General features: G+C 60.9%; 18 protein-coding genes. 14 read left to right on the forward strand and 4 right to left on the reverse strand.

All coding sequences use genetic code 11. The annotated features are described in order from the left end of the window. The first annotated feature begins 122 nt into the window (after nt 1-122). The 14 genes from FY550_RS13315 to FY550_RS13380 all read left to right on the forward strand — a co-directional run bounded on the left by FY550_RS13315 (nt 123) and on the right by FY550_RS13380 (nt 19,307). Nucleotides 123-1,724, forward strand: coding sequence for a peptide ABC transporter substrate-binding protein (locus FY550_RS13315; protein ID WP_070978333.1), 1,602 nt, complete (start codon nt 123-125; stop codon nt 1,722-1,724). 123 nt (nt 1,725-1,847) lie between these two features. After that, entirely contained in the window at nt 1,848-3,434 is a 1,587-nt protein-coding gene (locus FY550_RS13320) for a peptide ABC transporter substrate-binding protein (RefSeq protein ID WP_070978331.1), read from the forward strand. A gap of 3 nt (nt 3,435-3,437) precedes the next feature. Then, the gene (locus FY550_RS13325) at nt 3,438-5,075 is read left to right on the forward strand and encodes a peptide ABC transporter substrate-binding protein (protein ID WP_233350213.1); all 1,638 of its coding nucleotides are present in this window, start codon (nt 3,438-3,440) and stop codon (nt 5,073-5,075) included. Between the two features lie 50 nt (nt 5,076-5,125). Then, complete coding sequence (gene oppB / locus FY550_RS13330) at nt 5,126-6,052, forward strand: oligopeptide ABC transporter permease OppB (RefSeq protein ID WP_070978329.1); 927 nt, start codon at nt 5,126-5,128, stop codon at nt 6,050-6,052. A gap of 18 nt (nt 6,053-6,070) precedes the next feature. Next, nucleotides 6,071-7,012 (forward strand): ABC transporter permease, encoded by a 942-nt coding sequence (locus tag FY550_RS13335; RefSeq protein WP_070978327.1) that lies wholly within the window; start codon nt 6,071-6,073, stop codon nt 7,010-7,012. Nucleotides 7,013-7,022: 10 nt separating this feature from the next. Further along, on the forward strand, nt 7,023-8,621 hold the full coding sequence (locus FY550_RS13340) for an ABC transporter ATP-binding protein (RefSeq protein WP_149054590.1): 1,599 nt from the start codon (nt 7,023-7,025) through the stop codon (nt 8,619-8,621). A 119-nt stretch (nt 8,622-8,740) separates the two neighbouring features. After that, nucleotides 8,741-9,055 carry an EF-hand domain-containing protein gene (locus FY550_RS13345; RefSeq protein WP_070978324.1) on the forward strand — a complete coding sequence of 105 codons (315 nt, stop codon included), beginning with the start codon at nt 8,741-8,743 and terminating at the stop codon, nt 9,053-9,055. 18 nt (nt 9,056-9,073) lie between these two features. Further along, a complete protein-coding gene (locus FY550_RS13350; protein WP_070978322.1) occupies nt 9,074-10,234 on the forward strand; it encodes a porin in 1,161 nt (386 codons plus the stop codon). Between the two features lie 156 nt (nt 10,235-10,390). Next, the gene (gene pepF / locus FY550_RS13355; protein ID WP_070978320.1) at nt 10,391-12,307 is read left to right on the forward strand and encodes an oligoendopeptidase F; all 1,917 of its coding nucleotides are present in this window, start codon (nt 10,391-10,393) and stop codon (nt 12,305-12,307) included. A 117-nt stretch (nt 12,308-12,424) separates the two neighbouring features. Further along, a complete protein-coding gene (locus FY550_RS13360; protein ID WP_070978393.1) occupies nt 12,425-12,880 on the forward strand; it encodes a MerR family transcriptional regulator in 456 nt (151 codons plus the stop codon). A gap of 443 nt (nt 12,881-13,323) precedes the next feature. Continuing rightward, entirely contained in the window at nt 13,324-15,909 is a 2,586-nt protein-coding gene (locus FY550_RS13365) for a heavy metal translocating P-type ATPase (RefSeq protein ID WP_233350330.1), read from the forward strand. 188 nt (nt 15,910-16,097) lie between these two features. Beyond that, nucleotides 16,098-17,324 (forward strand): HlyD family efflux transporter periplasmic adaptor subunit, encoded by a 1,227-nt coding sequence (locus FY550_RS13370; RefSeq protein ID WP_149054591.1) that lies wholly within the window; start codon nt 16,098-16,100, stop codon nt 17,322-17,324. Continuing rightward, nucleotides 17,321-18,850, forward strand: a complete 1,530-nt coding sequence (locus FY550_RS13375; protein ID WP_149054592.1) for a DHA2 family efflux MFS transporter permease subunit — start codon at nt 17,321-17,323, stop codon at nt 18,848-18,850. The genes FY550_RS13370 and FY550_RS13375 overlap by 4 nt, the downstream gene beginning before the upstream one ends. Before the next feature lie 43 nt (nt 18,851-18,893). After that, nucleotides 18,894-19,307: a VOC family protein gene (locus FY550_RS13380; RefSeq protein ID WP_070978319.1), complete on the forward strand. Its 414-nt coding sequence runs from the start codon at nt 18,894-18,896 to the stop codon at nt 19,305-19,307. Between the two features lie 67 nt (nt 19,308-19,374). Here the strand turns inward: FY550_RS13380 and FY550_RS13385 are convergent, their stop codons facing one another. The 4 genes from FY550_RS13385 to FY550_RS13400 form a co-directional block, all read right to left on the reverse strand. Then, nucleotides 19,375-19,998, reverse strand: coding sequence for a YitT family protein (locus tag FY550_RS13385; protein WP_070978318.1), 624 nt, complete (start codon nt 19,996-19,998; stop codon nt 19,375-19,377). Nucleotides 19,999-20,127: 129 nt separating this feature from the next. Next, a complete protein-coding gene (locus tag FY550_RS13390; RefSeq protein ID WP_070978312.1) occupies nt 20,128-21,936 on the reverse strand; it encodes a single-stranded-DNA-specific exonuclease RecJ in 1,809 nt (602 codons plus the stop codon). Nucleotides 21,937-21,993: 57 nt separating this feature from the next. Continuing rightward, nucleotides 21,994-23,382: a threonine synthase gene (gene thrC / locus FY550_RS13395; protein WP_149054593.1), complete on the reverse strand. Its 1,389-nt coding sequence runs from the start codon at nt 23,380-23,382 to the stop codon at nt 21,994-21,996. Nucleotides 23,383-23,443: 61 nt separating this feature from the next. Further along, nucleotides 23,444-24,757, reverse strand: a complete 1,314-nt coding sequence (locus FY550_RS13400) for a homoserine dehydrogenase (protein WP_070978310.1) — start codon at nt 24,755-24,757, stop codon at nt 23,444-23,446. Nucleotides 24,758-24,820 lie beyond the last annotated feature (63 nt).

A 24,820-nucleotide genomic window follows, 5' to 3' on the forward strand; every position in this document is an offset into this window, starting at 1 on the left:
TGGTATAACGGGATGGACACTACGTTCAACCAGAGATAAGGTCTTTGACAACGGTATGATCTACCGGCATCACAATCCTCCGCCATCCGCGGAAATAACAAGTACACAGATCAGGACATACAATGCATCATCCTCGTCTTCTCTCCAGCGCCATCGCGCTGGCTACGGCCGTACTGCTTACCCCCACACAGGCCACGGCCGCCGATCAGTCTCACACCCTCAATATCGGCATTACCGGTGAACCCGCTTCACTCGACCCGGCCAAGGCCTCGGGTGGTGTATGGGAATCCGACGTTTTCTATGACCTGTATTCCGGGTTGATCGTCGAAAATGCAAAAGGGGAACATATCCCCGGCGTGGCGAAGAGCTGGGAAGTCTCCGATGATGGCCTGACCTATACCTTCCATCTGCGCGATGATGCCAAGTGGTCGGACGGCCAACCGGTCACCGCGGAAGATTTCGTGTTCGGCTGGCAACATCAGCTCGATCCGAAGAGTGCCTCCAAATACGCCTACATGCTCTACCCGGTCAAAAACGCCAAAGCGGTCAATACCGGCAAGAAGCCACTGGATGCACTGGGGGTCAAATCACTGGATGACGGGCATACCTTCCAAGTGACGCTGGCCCAGCCGACGCCCTACTTCATCAAGATCCTGACGCATTACACCTCACTGCCAGTGCCCAAACACGTGGTCAAAAAGTACGGCGACCAATGGACACAGATGGATCACATCGTGACCGATGGCGCCTTCAAGCCGACCAACTGGATTTCCCACGATCACATCACGGCAGTCAGGAATCCGGACTTCTACGATGCGAAGGACGTATCGCTGGAGCAGATCAACTACTACCCCACCGAAGACGCCAATGCCGGGGTGCAGCGCTATCGTGCCGGTGAGCTCGATATTCTGCGCAACTATACGTCCGACCGTTATGACTGGCTGAAGAAAAATCTGCCCCAGGCCACACACATGGACACCTACCTGGGCTCGTACTACTACGTGCTCAATAGCCGCGACGGTCGCCCCACTGCCGATCCGCGTGTCCGTGAAGCGCTTAATCTGGCCATTCGGCGCAATGTGCTCTCCGAACAGATCATGAACGGCACCTTCAAACCCGCCTATGCGCTGGTGCCGCCGGGGGTTTCCCACTATGACGCCCAGCCCATGGCCCTCAAGGGCATGTCCATGGACGAGCGCATGAAAAAGGCCAAACAGCTGATGCAGGACGCCGGCTATGGCCCGGATCACCCGCTCAAGCTGATGCTGCGCTACAACACCAACGATGAGCACAAGAAAATCGCCATCGCCGTGGCGGCCATGTGGCGACCGCTCGGCGTACAGGTCGAGATGACCAATGCCGAGGTCACGGTACACTATCAGGCACTGCAGGAAGGTGACTTCGATGTCGGCCGCGCCGGCTGGATTGCCGACTACAACGACGCCGAGAACTTCCTCACTCTGCTGCACACCGGGGTGGGCAACAACTATGGTGCCTACCATAGTGAGCAGTTCGATCAGTTGATGGACAAGGCCAACGTCACCCTGGATAACGACAAGCGTGAAAAGCTCATGGAACAGGCAGAAAGCGTTGCCATGAATGATTACGCGCTGATTCCCCTGCTCTATTACGTGTCACGTAACCTGGTCAATCCGAAGCTGAAGGGCTGGCATGACAATATCGAGGACAACCACCCCTCCCGCTGGGTGAAGTTCTCGCAGTAATCTTCCCCTGACCTGATTGCGCACAGGTCTCGCGCAAGCGTTATTCACCCGCCCGGCAACGAGGCCGGCGGGTGCATGAACCATTGCCATAAGCGAGCGTTACGACACACAGGGGAACGACGCATGGTGAAATATCGTCTGGCTGCTGCAGCGGCCACGGGCCTATGGTTGTCACTGGCCAGCCTGACCGGGCAGGCCGCGACACTGAATATCGGCACCCAGGGTGAGCCGGCTTCACTCGATCCGGCACGCGTCAATGGCACGGTATTCGAAAATACCGTACTGGGCGATCTCTACGAGGGGTTGATCACGCTGGGCCCGGGTGGTGAGTACCTGCCTGGCGTGGCAAAGCAGTGGGACACCTCATCGGATGGCCGCCGCTGGACCTTTCATCTGCGTGATGATGCCCGCTGGTCCGATGGTGAACCGGTGACAGCAAGGGATTTCGTGGTGGCCTTTCGCCGCGTCCTCGACCCGGCCACCGCCTCGGTCTATGCCAGCCTGCTGTATCCGTTGCATAACGCCAGCGCCATCAGCCAGGGCAAGGCGTCCGTCGAATCACTGGGCATTTCGGCACCCGATCCTCATACCCTGGTGCTCGAACTCGATGACAACACGCCGTGGCTACCCTCACTGCTGGCACATATTGTCACCTCTCCGGTACCGGCGCATCTGATCGAGCGCTATGGTCAGCAGTGGAGCGGGATCGAGCATATTGCCACCAACGGGGCTTTCACCCCCGAAAGCTGGCGCTCGCATGATCATATCGCCGCAGTGCGCAACCGCTATTTCCACGATGCCGAAGATGTCGTCCTGGATGGAGTCAATTACTACCCCGCCGAGGATCTGCAGGCCGGGCTATCGCGCTTTCGTGCCGGTGAACTCGATATCATGCGCGACTTCGACCCACAGCGTTATCAGTGGCTCCGGGAGCATCTGGGCAGCGCCGTGCATTTGCATAACCAGCTGGCCACCTATTACTACGCGCTGAATTCGCGGCAGGGACATCCCACTGCGGACCCGCGAGTTCGCCAGGCACTCAATCTTGCCCTGCGCCGCCGCGTGGTCACCAGGCAGATTCTCAAGGGCGCGGTCGAACCGACCACATCACTGGTGCCTGCGGGGATCAGTCACTACCAGCCCCAGCCGATGCCCGGCCTCGATCAGCCCATGGCACAGCGTCAGAGCGAAGCACGCACCCTGCTCGAAGAGGCCGGTTATGGCCCTGATCATCCACTCACCCTGCGGCTGCGCTACAACTCCCGCGACGACCATCGCCGTATCGCGGTGGCCGTCGCCGCCATGTGGCGACCACTCGGGATCAGGGTCGACCTGATCAATGCCGAAGCCAGCGTGCACTACTCAAGCCTCGCCCAGGGTGACTTCGATGTCGGCCGGGCCAGCTGGGTCGCCGACTTCGACGATGCCAGCAACTTCCTCGGCATCCTGCAAAGCGGCAATCCCAAGAACTATGGCGGTTATCACAGCCCGGCGTTCGACAGGCTGATGGCAGAGGCCGCCACCGAAACCGATCCCGACCAACGCCAGGCGCTACTGGAACAGGCCGAACGGGTCGCCATGAGCGATTACGCCATGGCCCCCATCTATTCCGATGCCTCGCGCAACCTGGTCAATCCGAAACTCGCAGGCTGGCAGGATAACGCCATCAATCGTCATCCGGCCCGCTGGATGCATTTCGACGAGTCATAGGCCATGCAGAACAACAAACCGCTATTCGACATGAACCGTATCGCCCGACTGCGCGCCATGCCGACCGGAAAGATGCCAAGCAAGGCTTTACTGATTGGCAGCCTGCTGCTCAGCACCGCAGTGCAGGCCACGACACTGCGCATCGATAACGAAGGCGAACCGGGCTCACTGGACCCGCAGCAGTCCAATAACCTGTGGGACTCCCGTATCCAGCGCGAGCTGTTCGATCGGCTGGTGGACTATAGCGCCGAGGGTGAACTGGTCCCCGGTCTGGCCGAGCGCTGGGAAGTCAGTGATGACGGGCTGACCTGGACCTTTCATCTGCGCGATGCGCAGTGGTCGGATGGGCAGCCGATCACCGCAGATGATGCCGTCTACTCGTTGCGTCGGCTGCTCTCACCGGCGATGGCCAATCAGAACGCCAATCTTTATTACCCCATCGTCAATGCCCGGGCGATCAATACCGGCAAGCTGGCCCCCGAGCAGCTGGGTGTTAAAGAGCTTGATGCACACACCCTGCAGATCCGTCTCGAACAGCCCACGCCCTGGTTCCTCCAGACCATGGCGATGAGCGAGGCCGCCCCGCTGCCTCGCCACTACATCGAAGCCAACACGCAATGGATCAACCCCGGAGAAACGGTCGTCAGCGGTCCCTTCAGACTGGCCGAATGGGCCTCCCAATCGAAGGTAGTGCTACAGAAGAATCCGCGTTTCTACGCCGCTGATGACGTCGCCATTGACCGCGCCGTGTTCTATCCCATTGATAATAGCGGCGCCGCCCTGCGACGGTTTCGCGCCGGGGATCTGGACATCTCCTACTCAAGCGTCCCCTCCACCCGCTTTGACTGGGTGCGCGAGCATCTGGGCAAGTCGCTGCGCTCGGGGCCGCTGAATGCCGAATATTTCTACATGTTCAATCTGCGCCACGACTCTCCTTTGGCTGACAAACGCGTACGCGAGGCGCTCAACCTGGCAGTACGGCGTAACGTGATTACCGGGCAGATCCTGGGCATGGGGCAGCAGCCCAGCTACTGGCTGGTGCCGCACGCTACGGCTGGCGACGTCCGCAGTCGCATGGCATTTGCCGACATGCCCATGGAAGAGCGCATGGCCCGGGCGCAGAAGCTGATGCAGCAGGCAGGTTACGGCCCCGATCATCCGCTGTCGCTGACGCTGCGCTATAACACCAGCGAGGACCACAAGAAGATCGCCATCGCCATTGCTGCGATGTGGAAGCCGCTGGGTGTGCAGGTAAAGATGGTGAACTCGGAGGCCGCCGTACACTACGCCAGCATTCAGCAGGGCGACTTTCAGGTCGCTCGCTATGGCATGGTGGCCACGGTCAATGATCCCTTTGACTTCCTGGGCAGCTATGCCAGCGGAGGGTCTGCCGCACGCAGCAGCGGTTATCACAGTGACCGCTATGACGAACTGATCGAACAGGGCAACCGGACGCTGGAACCGCAGCAGCGCGCCGAAGTGCTTGGCCAGGCACAACAGCTGCTACTCGACGATTACGCCCTGCTCCCCATTTATGACTACGTCACTCATCACCTGGTGTCACCGCAGGTCCGGGGATGGCAGAGCAACGCCATGGACATTCACCCATTACGCTGGGTCAGCCTCGCACCGGAATCCTGAACGGAGCATCTCATGTCGATTTCACTTAACGCATCACGGGTTTTCAACGCATGCTGACCTATACCGCCAAACGGCTGGCCATGGCGATCCCGACACTGCTGATCGTCATTACCGTATCGTTTTTCCTGATGCGCGTGGCGCCCGGTGGACCGTTCGATGGCGAGCGCCAGCTTCCCCCCGAGATCGAACACAACCTGCAGGCGGCCTATCATCTCGATGAGCCGTTGCCCATGCAGTATCTGCGCTACATGGGCAATCTGCTGCAGGGCGATTTCGGACCGTCATTCAAGTACAAGGATTTCTCGGTCACCCAGCTGATCCTGCAGGGCTTTCCGGTCAGTCTTGAACTTGGCGGGCTGGCGATCGGACTGGCGCTGATCATTGGGCTGCCCCTGGGCGTTATTGCGGCGCTCAGACGCAATTCGACAGTCGACTACATGGTCATGGGGGTCGCGCTGGGAGGCATCGCCGTGCCCAATTTCGTGATCGCCCCGATCCTCGCGCTGGTCTTCGGCGTCCTGCTGGCCTGGCTACCGGCCGGGGGGTGGAATGGTGGCGCCCTTCCCAATCTGGTACTGCCGGTGATCGCGCTGGCGATTCAGCAGATCGCCTACATCGCCCGCATGATGCGCGCCTCGATGATCGAGATTCTGGGCAGTCACTTCATTCGTACCGCCCGCGCCAAGGGGCTCTCCGAACGCCAGGTCATCTGGCGTCATGCCCTGCGCCCGGCGATGCTACCGGTCATTTCCTATCTCGGCCCTGCCATCGCCGGCATCATCACCGGCTCGGTGGTGATCGAACAGATCTTCGGACTGCCCGGCATCGGTCGCTACTTCGTCCAGGGCGCACTCAACCGTGACTACACCCTGGTGATGGGCACGGTGGTGTTCTACGGCGTGCTGATCGTGCTGATGAATCTGGTGGTCGACCTGCTCTACTCCGCACTCGATCCACAAATCCGCTATGACGACTGACCTTCGGACCCTCTGCTCATGACCAGTCACACTTCTACCCATGACGGTTTCGAAGACCGCCACGACCGGCCGGCCGGCAATCCCAATCCACCGCCGGAACCCGACCTCGATCCCGGCGAGAGCCTGGGGCGCGAAGCCTGGCGCCGGCTGAAACAGAATCATGCCGCCATGTTCAGCCTGGTGCTGCTGATCGTGATCGCCATTGCCTGCGTGGCCGGCCCCTGGCTCTCTCCCTGGGGGCTCGCCGATGTCGACTGGAATGCCTTTGGCGTACCGCCGACGCTGGAAGGCATGCACCTGCTCGGCACCGATGCCAATGGCCGTGACCTGCTCACCCGTACACTTTATGGCGGCCGCGTATCGCTGTCGGTCGCACTGGTCGCGACCGTGGTCAGCCTGGTGATCGGCGTACTTTATGGCGCCATCTCAGGGTATGTCGGCGGGCGCACCGACAATCTCATGATGCGGTTTGTCGACATCATGTACTCGCTGCCATTCATGTTCCTGGTGATCCTGCTGATGGTGGTATTCGGCCGCAATATCTTTTTGATCTATGCCGCCATCGGTGCCGTGGAATGGCTCGACATGGCGCGCATCGTGCGTGGTCAGACACTCGCCCTCAAGCGTCGCGAGTTCATCGAGGCCGCCCATGCGCTGGGGGTCAGGGACAGTCGCATCGTTACCCGACATCTGATTCCCAACACGCTCGGCCCGGTGATCATCTACGTCACCCTGACCGTACCCAAGGTCATTCTGCTGGAAAGCTTTCTCTCCTTCCTCGGTCTCGGCGTGCAGGAACCGCTGACCAGCTGGGGCGTCCTGATCAGCGAAGGCACCGATCAGATGCAGAGCGCCCCCTGGATGCTGCTGGTTCCGGCGGTATTCCTCGCCCTCACCCTCTTCTGTCTCAACTTCCTCGGCGATGGGCTGCGTGACGCCCTCGACCCGCGAACGCGCTAGGAGTACGACCATGTCGACACCGCTACTTGAAATCGACAATCTCCAGGTCGACTTCCAGCTGCCCACCGGTACCGTCAACGCCGTTCGCGGCGTCAGCTTCTCGATCAACGAGGGCGAGACCATGGCACTGGTCGGTGAATCCGGCTCGGGAAAATCGGTGACCTCTACCGCGCTGATGCGCCTGCTGCCGGAGATGGCGCACGTCAGTGGGAGCGCGCGGCTGGGTGAACAGGACCTGTTGAAGATCACCAGCCGTCAGATGCGTCGGGTGCGCGGCGACGAAATGTCGATGATCTTCCAGGAACCGATGACTTCGCTCAACCCCCTGCACCGGATCGGCCGGCAGATCGCCGAAGTACTGGAACGCCACCGCGGCATGACCGGCCAGAAGGCCCAGGCACGAGTGCTTGAACTGCTTCATCAGGTCGGCATCCCCGAGCCCGAGCGACGCGTGCGCAGCTATCCTCATGAGCTCTCCGGCGGCCAGCGCCAGCGCGTGATGATTGCCATTGCGCTGGCCTGCGAACCGAAGCTTTTGATCGCCGATGAGCCCACCACGGCACTCGATGTCACCGTTCAGGCACAGATTCTGGCCCTGCTGAAGGATCTCCAGCAGCGTTACGGCATGGCCATCCTGTTCATCACCCACGACCTGACTCTGGTGCGCCACTTTGCCGAACGTGTCTGCGTAATGCGTTACGGTGAAATCGTCGAATCGGGCGACACCGCTACCGTCTTTGAGCAGCCGCAGCACGACTATACCCGCATGCTGCTCGATGCCGAGCCCAGCGGTACCAAGGCCGCCGCCGACGAGCAGGCGCCGATGTTGCTGGAAGCCCACGATCTCCGTGTACGGTTTCCGATCAAAAAGCGACTGTTCGGTAAAAGCGATTATTTCGAAGCGGTGCGCGGTATCACCCTGAACATCCGCCGCGGTCAGACAGTCGGCATTGTCGGCGAATCCGGTTCCGGCAAGTCAACTCTGGGCCGCGCATTGCTGCGCCTGCTGGAGAGCGAAGGCTCGATCACCTTCGACAATACCGATATCACCCATCTCGATAAATCCGCCATGCGGCCGCTGCGCTCGCGCATGCAGGTCGTCTTCCAGGACCCGTTCGGGTCACTGTCACCACGTCAGACAGTCGGCGAAATCATCAGCGAGGGGCTCAGGGTGCACTATCCCGAGCTTACCCGCCGCGATCGTGAAGCACGCATTATCGAGGCGCTGCAGGAAGTCTCGCTCGATCCGGCCATGCGCCGCCGTTACCCGCACGAATTCTCCGGTGGTCAGCGCCAGCGGATTGCCATCGCTCGTGCGCTGGTACTCAAACCCCGTTTTCTGCTGCTCGATGAGCCCACCTCGGCACTTGATCGTTCGGTGCAGATGACGGTCATCAAACTGTTGCGCGAGATTCAGCGCCGTCATGATCTGACCTATCTGTTCATCAGCCACGACCTTGCGGTCGTGCGCGCGCTTTCCGATACCGTGCTGGTCATGAAGGATGGCCAGGTGGTCGAACAGGGTACCTCCGAAACCATATTCACCCAGCCGCGCGAGGAGTACACGAAGACGCTGCTGAAAGCCGCGTTCATGACCAGCGCTGCCTGAACCCGATCACAGGGTCGCTCAAGCGACCTGCATGACTTGCGAATGCTCTCTCGCGAGGGCATTCCAGGGGGGCTTTTGCCTCGAAATACCCGAAGTCCAATACACAACAAGGGAAAACGATGCACAAGAAACGACAAACAACCGCGCTGATCGGCAGCGCCATCGCAGGCCTGACGCTGGCGGGATGTACCGGCCCGCTGTTCGGTCCCGGCGGTTTCGATGATGCAAAAATGGAGAGCAGTGCCCCACCTGCACTGGTGAAACAGTTCCACCAGGCCGATGCCGATGGCAATGGTGAAATCGATCCGACCGAAGCTTCGACAGCAGGACTCCGGGCCCAGTTCACTCAGCTGGATCTGGACCAGGATCGCAACATCTCCGAAGACGAATTCCTGAGCGGCATGCAGGAACTCAACAACAACAACACTCAGTGATTGCAGGGTTTGAACACAATGACATTCAACAGGACACGTCTGGCACTCTCCGTCTGTACCGCCACGCTGCTGTTCTCCCAGCAGGCCCTGGCCGTCAATCTCTACGAGGACACCCAGAACCGGCTGGAGTTCAGCGGTCGTATCGCCGCGGGCAGCTCCTACGTCGACGACATCGAGGACGATCATGATGTGGTCAATGCCGGCTCCCGTGTACGACTGATCTACGAGCACAACTTTACCGATGGCTGGTCATCGATCGCCCGTGCCGAGTGGGGGTTCGATCCGTTCTACCGTGATGGCAGCGATGCCCATTACAAGCGCATGCTCTATGCCGGGGTCAGCAACGACGAGTACGGCACCATCCTGATCGGCAAGCAGTACTCGATGTGGTATGACATGGTCGCCTACTGGACCGACTGGTTCTGGTATAACGGCGCCACCGCCCAGGGCAGCTTCAATGGTCGGGATGGCGATGGCGGCTTCGAGGGTAATGGCCGCCCGGATCGTGCCATCTCCTACAAGAACACCTGGGGGGACTGGTCGGTGGGACTGCTGTTCCAGACCTCGCGCGATGATCATGAGACCGACAGCGTACCTGAATACACCAACATCGGTGGTCAGCAGCTGGTTTCCGGTTATCGTCAGCGCGTCGACGGTTTTGATCGCAAGTATACCGGTCAGGGCGCAGTCGTCTGGCAGCCGGTCGAGGACTGGTCGTTCGGGGCCACTTATACTCACAGCTCGATCGACGCTTACACCACCGGTGAAGAGAAGGATGAGGATGTCGATGCCGGGCTGCTGGCAGCGCGCTGGACACCGGGCAACTGGTACTTCGCCCTGACCGCCGGCGAATATCACAACCTGGTGCGCAGCGACGATAACTTCGGCAACGATGAAGGCGATGGCATCGTCGACAAGGCACGCGGCTACGAAGGGGTGGCGCTCTATAACCTCAAGCAGCCGATGCCGGGTACGGTACAGCTCTATACCGGTTTGAACCGGCTGGAGAATACCGATACCGATGCGCGCCAGGCCTTCTATCTGGCCGGTGTGGCGTGGCTGACGTTCAACGAGAACCTGATCCTTTCGGTGGAACGCAAGTTCGATGATTCGAAGGGTGATGATGGCAGCGATGTCGGGCATGACGAGACCGACCTGCTGGTTCGTTACAACTTCTGATCCGTCGTGTTGACCGACCGGAGTGGCGCGCTCGCGTCGCTCCGGTTGTCATTGAATGATCGGGCTCGCCGCCGATTCCGGGATACCGCTAAACTGATCCCTCACCTGCCCGCCGGCGATGATGACACCATTCGCTCCATTTTGTGAGGTTCCGCCATGCCCTGTCGTATCGCACGCTTTTCCGGCCATCCGGCTTTCGGTCTGCTGCTTGCCGGCGCCCTGGCCCTGTCCGGTAACAGTACCTGGGCCGACGACGGCGAAGCCCGCGATGGCAGATCATCCCCAAGGGCGCCGGACGAATGGCAACTGAGCGATCTCTATGCCTCTGACAAAACCTGGCAGCAGGCCTTTGATCGCATTTCCCAGCGTATCGAACGCCTTGATCATTTCCAGAACACACTGACCGCGGCACCCGAAGCGCTGAATACCGCGCTGACGACCATCAATGAGGTGGAAAAGGACGCACTGCGGTTGCGTGCCTATGCCAGCCTGAATGCGGATGAAAACCTTCGCGACAGTGCTGCCCAGGAGCGCCGGGATCGGGTTGATCGTCTGCTGGCACGTTTGCAGACGGTGACCAGCTATGTGCGCCCGGCATTGACCTCGATGGATCAACAGAAGCTCTCAAAGTGGGCACAACAACCGGTACTGTCAGAGCATCAGCGCTTTCTCGAGCAGGTCATGCGCGATGCACCGCATACGCTCTCCCCGGCCACCGAATCAGCACTGGCAGCACTGTCGCCCGTGACCGATCGCGAAGACAGCTATTCCCTGCTGACCAACGCCGATATGCACTGGCCAGAGCTCATCATCGACGGCAAAAACAGAACGCTCGATCAGGCCGGCTATGCACGCTGGCGTGGCAGTGAAGACCGGGCACTGCGACAGCGGGTTTTCGAGACCTTCTGGCCGGTCTGGCAACAGTATGAGTCGACCTTTGGTTCACTGCTGGGCAAACAGGTACTGGCACATGTCATCGAAGCGCGTCAGCGTCACTACGACAGTGCACTGAGCGCAGCGCTCTCGCCCAATGATATTCCGGTGGCGGTCTATCATCAGCTGATCGAATCAACCAACGAGCATCTGCCCACCCTGCATCGGTATTTGCGCCTGCGTCAGCGCATGCTCGGCGTTGATCAGCTGCATTACTACGACATTTATCCACCGCTGGTAAAAAGCGACCGGACCTTCACGCTGACCGATGCGCGACAGCTGACCCGGGCTGCTACCGCGCCCCTGGGCGAGCACTACGCCAGCCTGCTGAAGCGCGCCACCGGTGCTCACTGGACCAGCGCCCGGCCACAGCCCGGCAAACGCTCCGGGGCCTACATGAACGGTTCAGCCTATGATGTACATCCTTATGTACTGATGAACTTCAACGGTCGCTATGAGGATGTCTCGACCTACGCCCACGAGTGGGGACACGGCATCCATTCGATGCTTGCCAACGAGCAGCAGCCTTACGCCACGGCCAGTTACCCCATCTTTACCGCCGAAGTGGCCTCGACCACCAATGAGCAACTGCTGGTCGATTACATGCGCCACCATGCGCAAAGCGATCGCGAAAAGCTTTTCTACATCGGTCAGGCCCTGGAGTCGCTGCGCAGCACCTTCTTTCGTCAGACGCAGTTCGCCGAATTCGAACTCGCCATCCACGAAGCCGTCGCCGATGGCCAGGCACTCTCCGGTGCGCGCCTGACCCGCATGTACGCAGATCTGTTGAAGAAGTATTACGGGGTTGATCAGGGCGTCACGAAGATCAATCCCGACAATTTCATTGAATGGGCCTATGTGCCGCACTTCTATTACAACTTCTATGTCTATCAGTACGCGACCTCGATAACCGCCGCGCATCAGTTTGCCGAACGGCTTGAACAGGGAAATGACGCTGACCGGCAGCGTTATCTGCAGGTACTCGCCAGTGGTGGTGCCGAAGGCGGGTATCAGTTGCTGAAGAAGGCCGGCGTCGATCTTGCCACCCCAGCCCCCTACGATGCGCTGATGGCCTGGATGAATCGACTGATGGATCAGGCCGAAACCCTGCTGGATCGGCTCGATCAACCCGGTAGCTGATACGATCTCGCCCGTTCGACCGGAACGGGCTCTCTCCCGGCTTTCTGCTTGACCCAGGTCCTACCCCAGGGTTTTAGGCTAATGATATCTTCAGCCTGATTCCCGAGAGGTATGCTCATGAAAGTCAGCCAATTGGCCCGTCAGGCCGGCGTCACGGCGGAAACCGTACGCCATTACACCCGACTCGGCCTGCTGACCCCGCAGCGCAACCCCAATAACGGTTATCAGCTCTATGACGAGGACGCGCTGCGACGACTGCGTTTTATTCAGCGCGCCCGCACCCTGGGCTTCAGCCTCGGCGAGATCGGCGAGATCTTCGAACATACCGATCACGGCGACTCCCCCTGCCCCCTGGTGCGTGATCTGCTCACTGAGCGATTGCCGCAGGTCCGTCAGCAGATCACCGAGCTGCAAGCGCTGGCCAATCGTATGGAACAGGCGCTGGAAACCTGGTCGCACATGCCTGATGGCGCTCCCGATGGCCATACCCTGTGCCGACTGATCGAACATTGGGAGCAACCTGCTACAGAAGAGACGACTTCGCCTTCAAGCGAAGTCAGGGAGGATGCATGACCGTACGTCGGACCCATCATCTTGAACTGGAAGGTCTTGCCTGCAATGGCTGCATCAGCAAGACCCGACAGGCGCTGGGCGAACTGGACCCTCAGGCGGAGATCGAACTCGATCGCCATCATGCTCGTATCACAACCTCGCATGAACCGAACGAACTTATTGCCGCCGTCGAAAGTGCCGGGTTTACTGCGCGGCCAGTGACGCGTGAACGCACCATCCCCGGCATGAACTGTCAGGGGTGCGTCGCCAATATGCGCCGCGCTGTTCAGGGCCATGATGAACAGGCCGAAGTCGAAGGTGAGCCCGAGCGCAAACGCCTGTCAGTGGTGACCACGCTTGATAACGACACGCTCGATCAGGTGCTCACCGAGGCCGGCTATCCACCGGATACAGGACACAACACCGGGCCCCAGCCGAGTGAACGAGAGCGTTATATTCCCGGCATGAGCTGCCAGGGCTGTGTCGCCAATATGCGCCGTGCGGTACAGGCCCATGATGAACAGGCCAAGGTCGAAGGTGAGCCCGGGAGCAAGCACCTGTCAGTGGTAACCACACTTGATAGCGACACGCTCGATCAGGTGCTCACCGATGCCGGCTATCCGCCGGGCGCCCCTGGCAACTCTCCCGGCGACAACGAGACCGACACCCGGACTTCGAATGCGTCGGCGGCCGATACGTCGACCGCCACCTCGTCAGCCCGCGGCAAATCCGACAAGGACGAGCATACGATCGAGCTGGCCCTGACCGGGATCACCTGTGCCGGCTGCGTGCAGACCATTTCCAATGCACTCAACAGTGTCAATGGCGTCGACAATGCTCAGGTCAACTTCGCCAGCCGTAACGCCCTGGTAACCGGTAGCGCCACACAGCAGCAGCTGATCGAAGCGGTACAGAATGTCGGCTATGGTGCCGAAGTGGTGGAAAGTGCCGAAGAAGGCGATGCCCGACGGGAGGAGAATTCGCGCCAGGAGTATCGCGCCAAATGGCGGGACAGCCTGCTGGCGCTGATCCCCGGCATACTGCTGATGGTGAGCATGTTTTTCCATGAGCCACAGCTGGCCGGCGCGGAGCGCTGGATCTGGCTGGGTATCGGTCTCGGCGTGCTGGGTATCATGGCCACAGCCGGACGCGGTTTCTTCTCCGCTGCCGGCAAGGCATTACGCCATCATCAGGCCAACATGGATCTGCTGGTCGCGACCGGTTCGCTTGCTGCCTGGGTCTACTCCATGGCCGTGGTCCTGGCCCCGGCCCTGTTTCCGGATGCTGCCCGCGCCCTCTACTTCGAATCACCCCTGATGATCATCGGTCTGATCAGCATCGGCCAGGCACTGGAGGTCCGCGCTCGCGGTCGCACCTCCAGTGCGCTGCGTCAGTTGCTGGAAATGCGCGCCACCACGGCGCGGGTGATTCGCAATGGCGAGGAGATCGACGTCGATATCAGCGATGTCACGGAAGGCGATCGGCTGCGGGTCCGCCCCGGCGAGCGTATTGCCGTGGATGGTGAGGTACTTGAAGGTGACAGCTTCGTCGATGAATCGATGCTGACCGGCGAGCCCGATCCGGTACGCAAGGCCCACGATGCCAGGGTCTCGGCCGGCACCGTCAACGGCCGCGGCACGCTGATCTATCGTGCCACTCGGGTAGGCAACGAGACCCGGCTGTCCCGCATCATCGAACAGGTTCGCAGTGCACAGAACTCGCGCCCGCCAATCAGTGCTCTGGCCGATCGGGTGTCGAGCATCTTTGTGCCGGCAGTAATGATCGTTGCAGTGCTGACTGCTCTGGTCTGGTTCAATTTTGGCCCCGAGCCGCGCATCACCCACATGTTGATCGCCGCCACCACGGTGCTGATTATCGCCTGCCCCTGCTCACTGGGACTGGCGACTCCGATATCAACCATGATCGGCGTCGGTCGCGCCGCCGAGCGCGGGGTACTGATTCGTCATGGCGAAGCGCTGCAGCGTGCCGGTGATCTTGATGCACTGGTAGTTGACAAGACCGGCACTCTCACCGAAGGCCGTCCGCGCGTGACCGAGTGTGAAACACCCGGCAGCAGTGCGTCGCTCTCCCGGGAAACGCTCGGTCTACTGGTCGGTATCGAGGCCGGTTCCGAGCACCCGCTGGCCACCGCCATCACGCAATGGTGTCAAAAGCAGGGAGCCACTGCCACGGAGGTTTCCGACTTTCAGGCGCACTCCGGTCGCGGCGTGACCGCCACGACGCACGATGGCACCCGGCTGGCACTCGGTAATCCGGCGCTGATGGCAGATCACGGGATCGATATCAGCGCTGTACGGGATCGCGTCGAAACGTTGGAGTCGCAGGCCCGTACGGTGATGTTGTTCGCTGTGGGCGACGAACTGCGCGCGCTGCTGGCGGTGCATGATCCACTGCGCGAGGATGCTCGCGAGGCTATCGCCCGTCTCAAGAAGGCCGGCCTTACCCCGATCATGCTGACAGGCGATGCCCCGGCGACTGCTCGAGCCATTGCCCATGAAGCCGGTATCGAGGAGGTCGAAGCCGGACTGATGCCGGAAGACAAGCACGCTCATATCGAACGTCTGCAGCAGGCCGGCCGGGTGGTCGGCATGGTAGGCGACGGCATCAACGATGCACCGGCGCTGGCACGTGCCGATGTCGGCTTTGCCATCGGCGCCGGCACTTCGGTAGCCATCGAATCCGCTGGCGTGGCGCTGATGCGCAACTCACTGCATGGTGTGGCCGATGCCATCGAGATCAGCCGTGCCACCATGCATAACATCCGCCAGAACCTGTGGGGCGCCTTTGGCTATAACGTGCTGGGCATCCCGGTAGCCGCCGGAATTTTCTATCCACTGACCGGTGCATTGCTATCACCGGTCATCGCGGCGCTGGCCATGGCAGCCTCCTCGGTAACAGTGGTCAGCAATGCCAGTCGCCTGCGCCACTTTACGCCAGGTGGCCCCGCGAACAAGGCATCGACACCCACAAAAAGTGACAGCACCCACCACTCAGGTCGTGCATCCGAAGCGACGGGAGGACAGCAATGAGCTGGCTGATCAATCTGGCAGGATTAGTGCTGATCGTGGCCATTGTCTACTGGTTCCGGCTCGGCCAGCGACAGCGCCATGACAGAGGGAATTGACGCTTACCCGGGGCTGAATTAGTCTGCTAATCCTTTTTCAGCGCCGTCTCTCGCCGCTTCGCTGTGACGGCAAAGCGGCTTGAGGAGAGCACGGTGAGCGATTTTGAACAAAACCCTTCCCCCGATGAAGCCTCCGATGATGGCCGGCGCAAGCGCCGTCTGAGAATCCGGCTACTGCTGGGTCTGGTCGTCATCTTTCTGCTGGCCGGCGCCGCCTGGGGCGCGTGGTGGTATTTCGTGGCGCAATATCGCGTTACCACCGATGATGCCTATGTACACGGCAATCAGATTTCGATCATGCCGCGCGTCTCGGGCACGGTGACTACCATCGAGGCGGAGGATACCGATCGGGTGCGTCAGGGCCAGACCCTGGTTCGGCTGGATGACAGTGACTATCGGGTGGCGCTGGATCAGGCACTCGCCAATCTCGGCCAGACGGTTCGTCAGGTCGGCCAGCTCTATGCCCAGCTGAATGAGCAAAAGGCCGTGATTGCCCAACGTCAGGCCACCCTTCGCCAGCGCCGCGACGACTATCAGCGCGCCCACTCCCTCTATCAGCGTCACGCGATCTCTCAGGCAGACGAGGAACAGGCGCAAACCGATTACCAGGCAGCACAGGCCGATCTGCAGGCCGCCCGCGGCCAGCTCGGCGCGCTCGAGACCCAGACCCGCGGGACCCAACCGGAAGAACATCCACGCATCCGAGCCGCTGCCCAGCAGGTGCGTCAGGCCTGGCTGGATCTTCAGCGCACTACCCTGCAGGCTCCGGTCAGCGGTCAGATCGCCCAGCGCAGCGTACAGCTGGGTCAACAGGTGTCGGGAGACTCCCCCCTGATGGCCATCGTGCCACTCGATCAGCTCTGGGTAGAAGCCAATTACAAGGAGACGGAGCTTGCGAAGGTGCGTATCGGCCAGCCGGTACGTATTGTGGCCGATTTCTACGGCGATGACGTGGTCTATCACGGGCGGGTGCAGGGTATCTCCGCCGGTACTGGCAGTGCCTTCGAGCTACTGCCACCGCAGAATGCCACCGGCAACTGGATCAAGGTTGTCCAGCGTGTGCCGGTACGCATCGGCCTCGATCCCGACGAGCTGCGCCAGCATCCTCTGCGCATCGGGCTATCCCTGACGGCCACCATCGACGTACACGACACCAGCGGCCGGGCGGTAACAGAGCAACCCATCACCTCACCCCGTTTTGCCACACCGGTCTATGACAGCGACCTGCAGCCGATCAATCGCCGCATCGAAGCCATCATCGGGCATAATCTCGATCACTCGCTGATGACAGCGGCCAGCGATGCGAGTTCGCGGGAATGAGTGACGCTGCCGCGCAGGCTCAAATGCCACCCCTGAGTGGTGTACGCCTGGCGGTGGCCTCGGTCTCGCTGGCACTGGCAGTGTTCATGAACGTGCTGGACGTGTCGATCGCCAACGTCTCGATCCCCACGCTGGCCGGTGATCTCGGCGTCAGTGCCAATCAGGGCACCTGGGTCATTACGGTATTTGCCGTCTGCAACGCAATCACCGTGCCCATCTCCGGCTGGCTGTCCCGTCGCGTCGGTCAGGTTCGACTGTTTGTCACCTGCACCCTGCTGTTCACACTTGCCTCGTGGCTGTGCGGCTTTGCCCAGAGCTTTCCCATGCTGCTGGCCTTTCGCGGTTTTCAGGGCGCGGTAGCGGGGCCGATGATTCCGCTGTCACAGAGCCTGCTACTGGCCTGTTATCCCCGCGACAAGCGCGGCGCCGCCAACGGCATCTTCGGCATGACCGCGGTGGTGGGCCCGGTAGCCGGCCCCATTCTGGGGGGGTGGATCACCGATAACATCAGCTGGCCGTGGATCTTCTATATCAACGTCCCGATCGGCCTGATCGTCGCCCCGATCTGCTGGACCCTGCTGAAGGAACGGGAAACACCGACTCGCCGGGATCCGCTCGATGTGATCGGACTGGTGCTGCTGATCATCGGTGTCGGCAGCCTGCAGGTCATGCTGGACCAGGGCAACGACAAGGCCTGGTTTCAGTCGGGCTACATCATTACTTTGGCCGTTATTGCGACCGTCTTTCTGTGTTTCTTCGTGGTCTGGGAATTGACCGCAGAGCGCCCGGTGGTCGATCTGAGCCTGTTTCGCGATCGCAATTTCACCATCGCCACCACTGTGCTCTGCCTGGGCTACATGGCGTTTTTCAGTGCCATCGTGATCCTGCCACTGTGGCTGCAAACCGGACTCGGTTATACGCCCACCTGGGCGGGGCTGGCGACCGCTTCACTGGGCATGATGGGTGTGGTCGCCTCACCCATCGCCGGTCGCCTGAGTGACAAAATGGACGCCCGCATTCTGGTCACCATCGGCTTCACCCTGTTTGCCGGTATCTCATTTTTCACCAGCAACTCCAGCACACAGATGAGCTTTGCCGAGATATTCCTGCCCCGGCTGCCCTGGGGCATTGGTACGGCATTGTTCTTCATTCCGCTTTTGAGCATTGCCTTTTCGCGCCTGCCCCAGGATGAAGTGGCCAGCGCTTCGGGAGTGCTCAATTTCCTGCGCCAGCTGTCTCTGGGCTTTGGGACCTCTTTTGCCACTACACTCTGGGATGACCGTACCAGCTTCCACGATCATCGCCTCAACAGCCACGTCACCCCCTTTGAGCCGGCAACGCAGCAGTGGCTGGATCAGGCGCAGTCACTGGGCATGACCAGCGACCAGGCACACCGTCAATTGGCCGATATCATCAGCAACCAGGCGCTGATGATGGCTACCAACGATCTCTTCTATATCTCCGGCTGGGTCTTCCTGGGCCTGATGCTGTTGATCTGGTTCGCCCGGCCGGCCCATCGCCACTGAGCAAGCTGCTACGCTGTGAAGAGTTTCTCACGGAGCGTGTCTCATGCAGCCTGACGGTATCATCGAAACCGTGCTTTATACTGGTGACATGACCGCCAGTCGCACCTTTTTCGAAAGTGTCATGGGGCTGGAGCCCCACAACAGCGACGAACGTTTCACAGCCTATCCGGTGGGTCACTCGATGCTATTGATCTTTCAGCAGGGTCAGACTGACGAAACCGTCCGATTACCCGAGGGCATGGGCACCATTCCACCGCATAACGGCGGCGGCGAGCAGCATATTGCGCTGGCCGTTGGGGCAGACACGCTGCCGGCATGGGAAACACGGCTGGCCGAACACGGTATCGCCATCGAGGGGCGTACCCACTGGCCTCCGGGCGGCGAGAGTATCTATTTTCGCGACCCGGACCACCATCTGATCGAGCTGGTCACCCCGGGGCTGTGGCCGAACTACTGATCACAGCGGCAAACGCAGCAGGAAAGACACAAGTCGGCTCAAGTGCACGCCGGCTTTTCGTCGGCGATCAATTGCTGCTTACGCCGGTATAGCGCCCGGGCCGGTGATTAAAGGTCAGGATCACCGCCAACACTACTGCGCCCAGCATCGAGTAGAGCACATTTTCGACCGGCAGTACGGAAAAGGCTGCCAGCATCACCAGTCCATCGAGCGCCATCTGAACGTTACCGGCGCGCCAGCCATGGCGATCCTGTACGTACAGCGCAAGGATATTGAAACCACCCAAACTGCCCCGGTGACGAAACAGTGCCAGTGCGCCCAGTCCGATCAGGGCGCCCCCCATCAGTGCAGCAAACAGCGGCTCGACCCTACCGATCTCGATCCACCCCGGCAGACACCAGCTGATCCAGGACAGCAGGGCAATGGCGGCAAAGGTCTTCAGAGTGAACTGGTGCCCCACTCGTTGCCAGGCAAGCCAGTAGAACGGCATGTTGACGACAAAGAACACCGGCCCGAAAGCCCAGCCGGTAGCGTAGCTGATCAACAATGAGATGCCGGCCGTGCTACCAATCAGTATCTCGGCATGCGCATAGAGCCCCAATCCCAGTGCGGCACAGGCCGACCCCAGCATAATAGCCATGAAATCTTCCCAGGGGCGATGGCGCTGGGCGATGGTCTCGGTAGAAGTCATCGTCGAGGTTCTCCTCGCTTTTTGTTTGTTATCAGGGTCATGGATCGCATGACGTATCCCGGGCCGGCGCTTGTGGCGCCAGCCCGACTCAGGCTCGGAGATTAACCGCCGCCCGGGCAGGTGTCGAGTTCAGGCGTCGGCGAGTTCGGCGTGCTCGATCATCAGCTGCAGACTCTCGCGCCCACGCCAGCGATTGCGGGAAAGCCGATAGGCACAGTGGATCGTTTCACCCAGCCCGAAGGGCGAGCGCTCGCCCGGTGATACCGCGCGGAACCAGATGGCACGCAACATGACCCTGCCACTGGAGAGATCCATCATCAGATGATTGCCCTCGGCGCCCACCAGTCGGGTCTTCTCCACCAGAAAACGGCCTTCGAACAGCGGCGCTTCGAATTCGCGGCCAAAGGGCGTCAGGGCTTCGATTTCGTCGAGAATGGTGAGTTGCAGCTGATCATCGGACAGCGCCCCATCGGAGAGAATCAGTGGATAGAGCTCTCGCTCGCCAAGCTGTTCATCCACCGCCCGGGTCAGCGCCTCGCGAAACGCCTCCAGAGACTCAAGCGGCACTCCGATACCGGCGGCCCCGCTGTGTCCGCCGAAACGCGGCAGTGCCTCGGGCGCGAGTTCATGTGCGCGCTGCAGGGCATTACGCAGATGGACACCCTCGACCGAACGCCCCGATCCGGTCAGCATGCCGGGCTGGGCAGCCGGCGTCAGTACAAAGGTTGGTCGCCCCCAGGCCTGGACCAGTCTTGAGGCCACAATGCCCTGCACGCCGGGATGGCCATCTTCCAGATGGACCGCCAGTACCCGTGCCCCCTCATCGAGCTGCGTCCGAGCCAGTGTGCGAGCACTCTCCACCATGTCGGCTTCGATCGACTTGCGCGACTGGTTGTCTTCATCCAGCACGGCCAGGTAGCGCCGGGCTGTAGCATCATCGCGTGCCAGCATGAAATGCAGCGCAGCGTAGGGATCATCGAGTCGGGAACGAGCGTTGATCCGCGGCCCCATCTGGAAGGCCAGCGTCTCGGCATCGAAGGGGGTACTGTCCTCGCCCAGCCACTCGGCCATTGCGCGCCAGCAGGGTTCCTCCATGCGATTGATCAGCGTCAGGCCGAGCGTCACCACGGCCCTGTTGATGGCACTGTCGCCCAGCGAGACACAGTCTGCCACCGTGCCCAGAGCCACATAGGAGAGCCAGGGCGAAAGTTTGGGCGTATCGGGCATCAGCAAGCCAAGTTCGATCAGCACCGCCCGAGTCAGCGACATCAGCAGCCACGACACCATACAACCGGCGATGGTGTTATCAGGGTAGTCGCAGTCATGACGCGACGGATTGACCACTGCATGCGCCGAGGGCGGGGGCCCCTCTACGGGCAGTGCGTGATGATCAGTGACGACCACATCGATGCCTGCCTCGCGCAACCGGGCAAGCCGTGGTTCATCGCTGGAACCGCAATCGGCGCTGATGATCAGGCTCGGTTGCGGCGCCAGCGTCAGAATGCGTTCGACCAGCGGCAGGCTGATGCCGTAGCCATCATGGATGCGATGGCCGATCAGACTATGTACGCGATCGGCGGGGACACCGAACAGTTCGGTCAGAGTACGCAGAATCACCACGTGCGAGGTAATGCCATCGACATCGTAGTCGGTGAGCACCCCGATATGCTCCCCCTCGGCCACGGCGCGAGCAATGCGCTCGGCGGCGCGGCGGCTGTCACACAGTTTTTCCGGATGCTCGATATACTTCAGCGCCGGGCGGATCAGAGCTTCCAGGGGCGCCCGGGGAGAGCCGAGGCGGCCGGCCACGATGCGAGCCTGCAGCTCCGACAAACCGGCGTCGAGCGCTTCGCGATAGAGCCCCTCATGACGCGGTCGGGAGGTGATGCGCTTGCGCAATGAGTCGGCAATGCGCATCGGAGCGGCATCAACTGGCATCGGAAGACCTCACAATCGGGCGAAGAGCCCCGGGGCCGCATGCCCCCGGGGAAATACTCAGTGGCGGTGCTCGGCAATAAAGCGCTGAACCTCGGCCAGTTCGGCCGGCAGGACATCATAACGCTCTTCACGGGTCATCAGATCCTGCATCGACTCGGGTAGCGGTGCACCTTCGAAGCCCGCGCGTACCACGGCCTCCTCGAACTTGGCCGGGTGAGCGGTGGCCAGCGTGATCATTGGCGTAGTGTCGTCCGAACGGGCACGCTGCGCGGCGCGGTAGCCAATCGCGGTATGCGGATCGAGCAGCTCCCCGGTGGCCGTGAAGGCTTCGCGGATCACTTCAAGGATAGTGTCGTCATCAACCCGATGGCTGGCAAACAGCCGGCGCAGCTCGGCCAGCGGTGCATCGGCCAGCATGGCAGGCTCACGCTGGAACCGCTCGAGCACGTCGCGTACCGCCGTACTGTCGCGGCCATAGGCCTCGAACAACAGACGCTCGAAGTTCGACGACACCACGATATCCATCGAGGGCGCCAGCGTCGCCTGCAGCTCTCGCTTTGAGAAGTCGTTTTCGGTCAGGGTGCGATGAAGGATGTCGTTGACATTGGTAGCAATCACGAACTGCTTTACCGGCAGTCCCATGCAGCGTGCCATATAGCCGGCAAAGAGATTGCCGAAATTGGCCGAGGGCACGGTGAAACTGACCTCGCGATGCGGCGCCCCCAGCGCCACGCCTGCCGCCACGTAGTAGACGATCTGGGCCATGATGCGCGCCCAGTTGATCGAGTTGACCGCAATCAACCGGGTTCCGCGCAGGAAGGCCTGATCGGCGAAGCTGCCCTTGACGATCGCCTGGGCGTCATCGAAGTTGCCCTCGATGGCGATGTTATGAACATTATCCGCCAGCACCGTGGTCATTTGACGGCGTTGTACCGGTGATACCCGGTTGTGCGGATGCAGAATGAAGATATCGAGATTATCGCAGTGTCGACATCCCTCGATCGCTGCAGAGCCGGTATCCCCCGAGGTCGCGCCCATGATGACACCCTTCTCGCCACGCCGGGAGAGAAAGTGATCCAGCAGCCGACCCAGCAGCTGCAGCGCTACATCCTTGAACGCGAGCGTCGGACCGTGGAACAGCTCGAGCAGCCAGTGATTGTGATCGAGCTGATTGAGGGGCGTAACGGCCGCATGCTTGAAGGTACCGTAGGTCTCCTCGATCAGCCGACGAAAGGTCGCATCGTCGATCTCGTCACCAACGAAGGGCTTCATCACCCGAAAGGCCACCTCGGTATAGGGCTGCCCCGCCATCGCCTCGAGTTCCTCGCGCGAAAACTGCGGAATCTCCTCGGGAACGTAAAGCCCGCCATCCCCGGCCAGCCCGGTCAGCACCACTTCCTCGAAATTCAGCGTCGGCGCCTGCCCACGGGTACTGATATAACGCATATCGATTCTCCTGATCGTCCCGTCCGAAGGTGAGTGACGATCCTCATCTGATGGCCGAAGGTCAGGCGTCGTCGAGATCCTCGACCCGAATGCGTGTCACCGAACCGGCCACATCGGCCAGCGACTCGAGCTGACGAATGGCCTCGTTCATGTTGGCCTCACGGGTGCGGTGGGTCAGGATGATGATCGGCACCAGCTCCCCTTCGGTCGCTTCCTTCTGGGTCAGCGCCTCGATGCTCACCCCCTGCTCGGCAAGAATGGTAGCCACGCGTGCCAGAACACCCGGGCGATCGACGGCCAGCAGACGCAGGTAGTAGGCAGTAACGATGCTCTCCATCGGCAGGATGGGCGGATGCTGATCATCGTGATCGATACCACTGAAGGCCAGATACGGGGTGCGATAATCGTGATGGGTGGCAATATCCCGGGCCACATCGAGCAGATCCGCCACAACGGCCGAAGCGGTCGGCTCGGCACCGGCGCCCGCACCGTAGTAGAGCGTTGGCCCTACGGCATCGCCCATCACTTCGATGGCATTCTTGACCCCGTGAACATTGGCCAGCAGCCGTTCCTTCGGGATCAGGGTAGGATGGACGCGCAGTTCGACACCTTCGTCGGTGCGCCGGGAGATGCCCAGATGCTTGATGATGTAACCCAGCTGATCGGCCTGCTCGACATCCTCGGCCGTAATGCGCGAGATACCTTCGGTATAGGCGCGTTCGAACTGCAGCGGTACGCCGAAGGCAATCGAGGCAAGAATGGTCAGCTTGTGGGCAGCATCAATGCCTTCAACATCGAAGGTCGGGTCGGATTCGGCATATCCCAGCGACTGAGCTTCGGCAAGCACATCATCAAAGGCCCGTCCCTCATCACGCATATGGGTAAGGATATAGTTCCCGGTACCGTTGATGATGCCGGCCAGCCACTGAATGCGGTTGGCGCCCAGCCCCTCGCGCAGTGACTTGATCACCGGGATACCACCGGCCACCGCAGCCTCGAAAGCTACAATCACACCCTGCTCGGCGGCCGCGCGAAACAGCTCGTTGCCATGCACCGCGATCAGCGCCTTGTTGGCCGTCACTACATGCTTGCCATGCCGGATCGCTTCGAGCACCAGCTCCCGGGCCACATCATAGCCGCCGATCAGCTCGACCAGGACATCGATATCAGGATTGCGCGCCACTTCGAAGATATCGCGGGTCACGTGGATATCTGTGAGATCGCACTCGGCATTATCGCGGCGGGCACCTACCTGCTCGATCACGATCGGACGACCGGCACGGCGTGCAATTTCATCAGCGTTGCGGGTCAGTACATTGAAGGTACCGCTACCCACCGTGCCCAGTCCACAGATGCCTACTCTCACTGGTTCCACACTCTATCCCCTGTCGCTGGAGCAAGCCTTGCAGCTGGCTCGCCGAATGGTTCATCACGTGTG

The sequence above is a fragment of the Kushneria phosphatilytica genome (assembly GCF_008247605.1).
Classification (GTDB): Bacteria; Pseudomonadota; Gammaproteobacteria; order Pseudomonadales; family Halomonadaceae; genus Kushneria; species Kushneria phosphatilytica.

Excerpts from the sequence above, each read along its gene's own strand:
- FY550_RS13315 (WP_070978333.1), top strand. The coding sequence starts at position 123 with ATGCATCATCCTCGTCTTCTCTCCAGCGCCATCGCGCTGGCTACGGCC.
- FY550_RS13320 (WP_070978331.1), top strand. The coding sequence starts at position 1,848 with ATGGTGAAATATCGTCTGGCTGCTGCAGCGGCCACGGGCCTATGGTTG.
- FY550_RS13325 (WP_233350213.1), top strand. The coding sequence starts at position 3,438 with ATGCAGAACAACAAACCGCTATTCGACATGAACCGTATCGCCCGACTG.
- oppB (WP_070978329.1), top strand. The coding sequence starts at position 5,126 with ATGCTGACCTATACCGCCAAACGGCTGGCCATGGCGATCCCGACACTG.
- FY550_RS13335 (WP_070978327.1), top strand. The coding sequence starts at position 6,071 with ATGACCAGTCACACTTCTACCCATGACGGTTTCGAAGACCGCCACGAC.
- FY550_RS13340 (WP_149054590.1), top strand. The coding sequence starts at position 7,023 with ATGTCGACACCGCTACTTGAAATCGACAATCTCCAGGTCGACTTCCAG.
- FY550_RS13345 (WP_070978324.1), top strand. The coding sequence starts at position 8,741 with ATGCACAAGAAACGACAAACAACCGCGCTGATCGGCAGCGCCATCGCA.
- FY550_RS13350 (WP_070978322.1), top strand. The coding sequence starts at position 9,074 with ATGACATTCAACAGGACACGTCTGGCACTCTCCGTCTGTACCGCCACG.
- pepF (WP_070978320.1), top strand. The coding sequence starts at position 10,391 with ATGCCCTGTCGTATCGCACGCTTTTCCGGCCATCCGGCTTTCGGTCTG.
- FY550_RS13360 (WP_070978393.1), top strand. The coding sequence starts at position 12,425 with ATGAAAGTCAGCCAATTGGCCCGTCAGGCCGGCGTCACGGCGGAAACC.
- FY550_RS13365 (WP_233350330.1), top strand. The coding sequence starts at position 13,324 with ATGAGCTGCCAGGGCTGTGTCGCCAATATGCGCCGTGCGGTACAGGCC.
- FY550_RS13375 (WP_149054592.1), top strand. The coding sequence starts at position 17,321 with ATGAGTGACGCTGCCGCGCAGGCTCAAATGCCACCCCTGAGTGGTGTA.
- FY550_RS13380 (WP_070978319.1), top strand. The coding sequence starts at position 18,894 with ATGCAGCCTGACGGTATCATCGAAACCGTGCTTTATACTGGTGACATG.
- FY550_RS13385 (WP_070978318.1), bottom strand. The coding sequence starts at position 19,998 with ATGACTTCTACCGAGACCATCGCCCAGCGCCATCGCCCCTGGGAAGAT.
- FY550_RS13390 (WP_070978312.1), bottom strand. The coding sequence starts at position 21,936 with ATGCCAGTTGATGCCGCTCCGATGCGCATTGCCGACTCATTGCGCAAG.
- thrC (WP_149054593.1), bottom strand. The coding sequence starts at position 23,382 with ATGCGTTATATCAGTACCCGTGGGCAGGCGCCGACGCTGAATTTCGAG.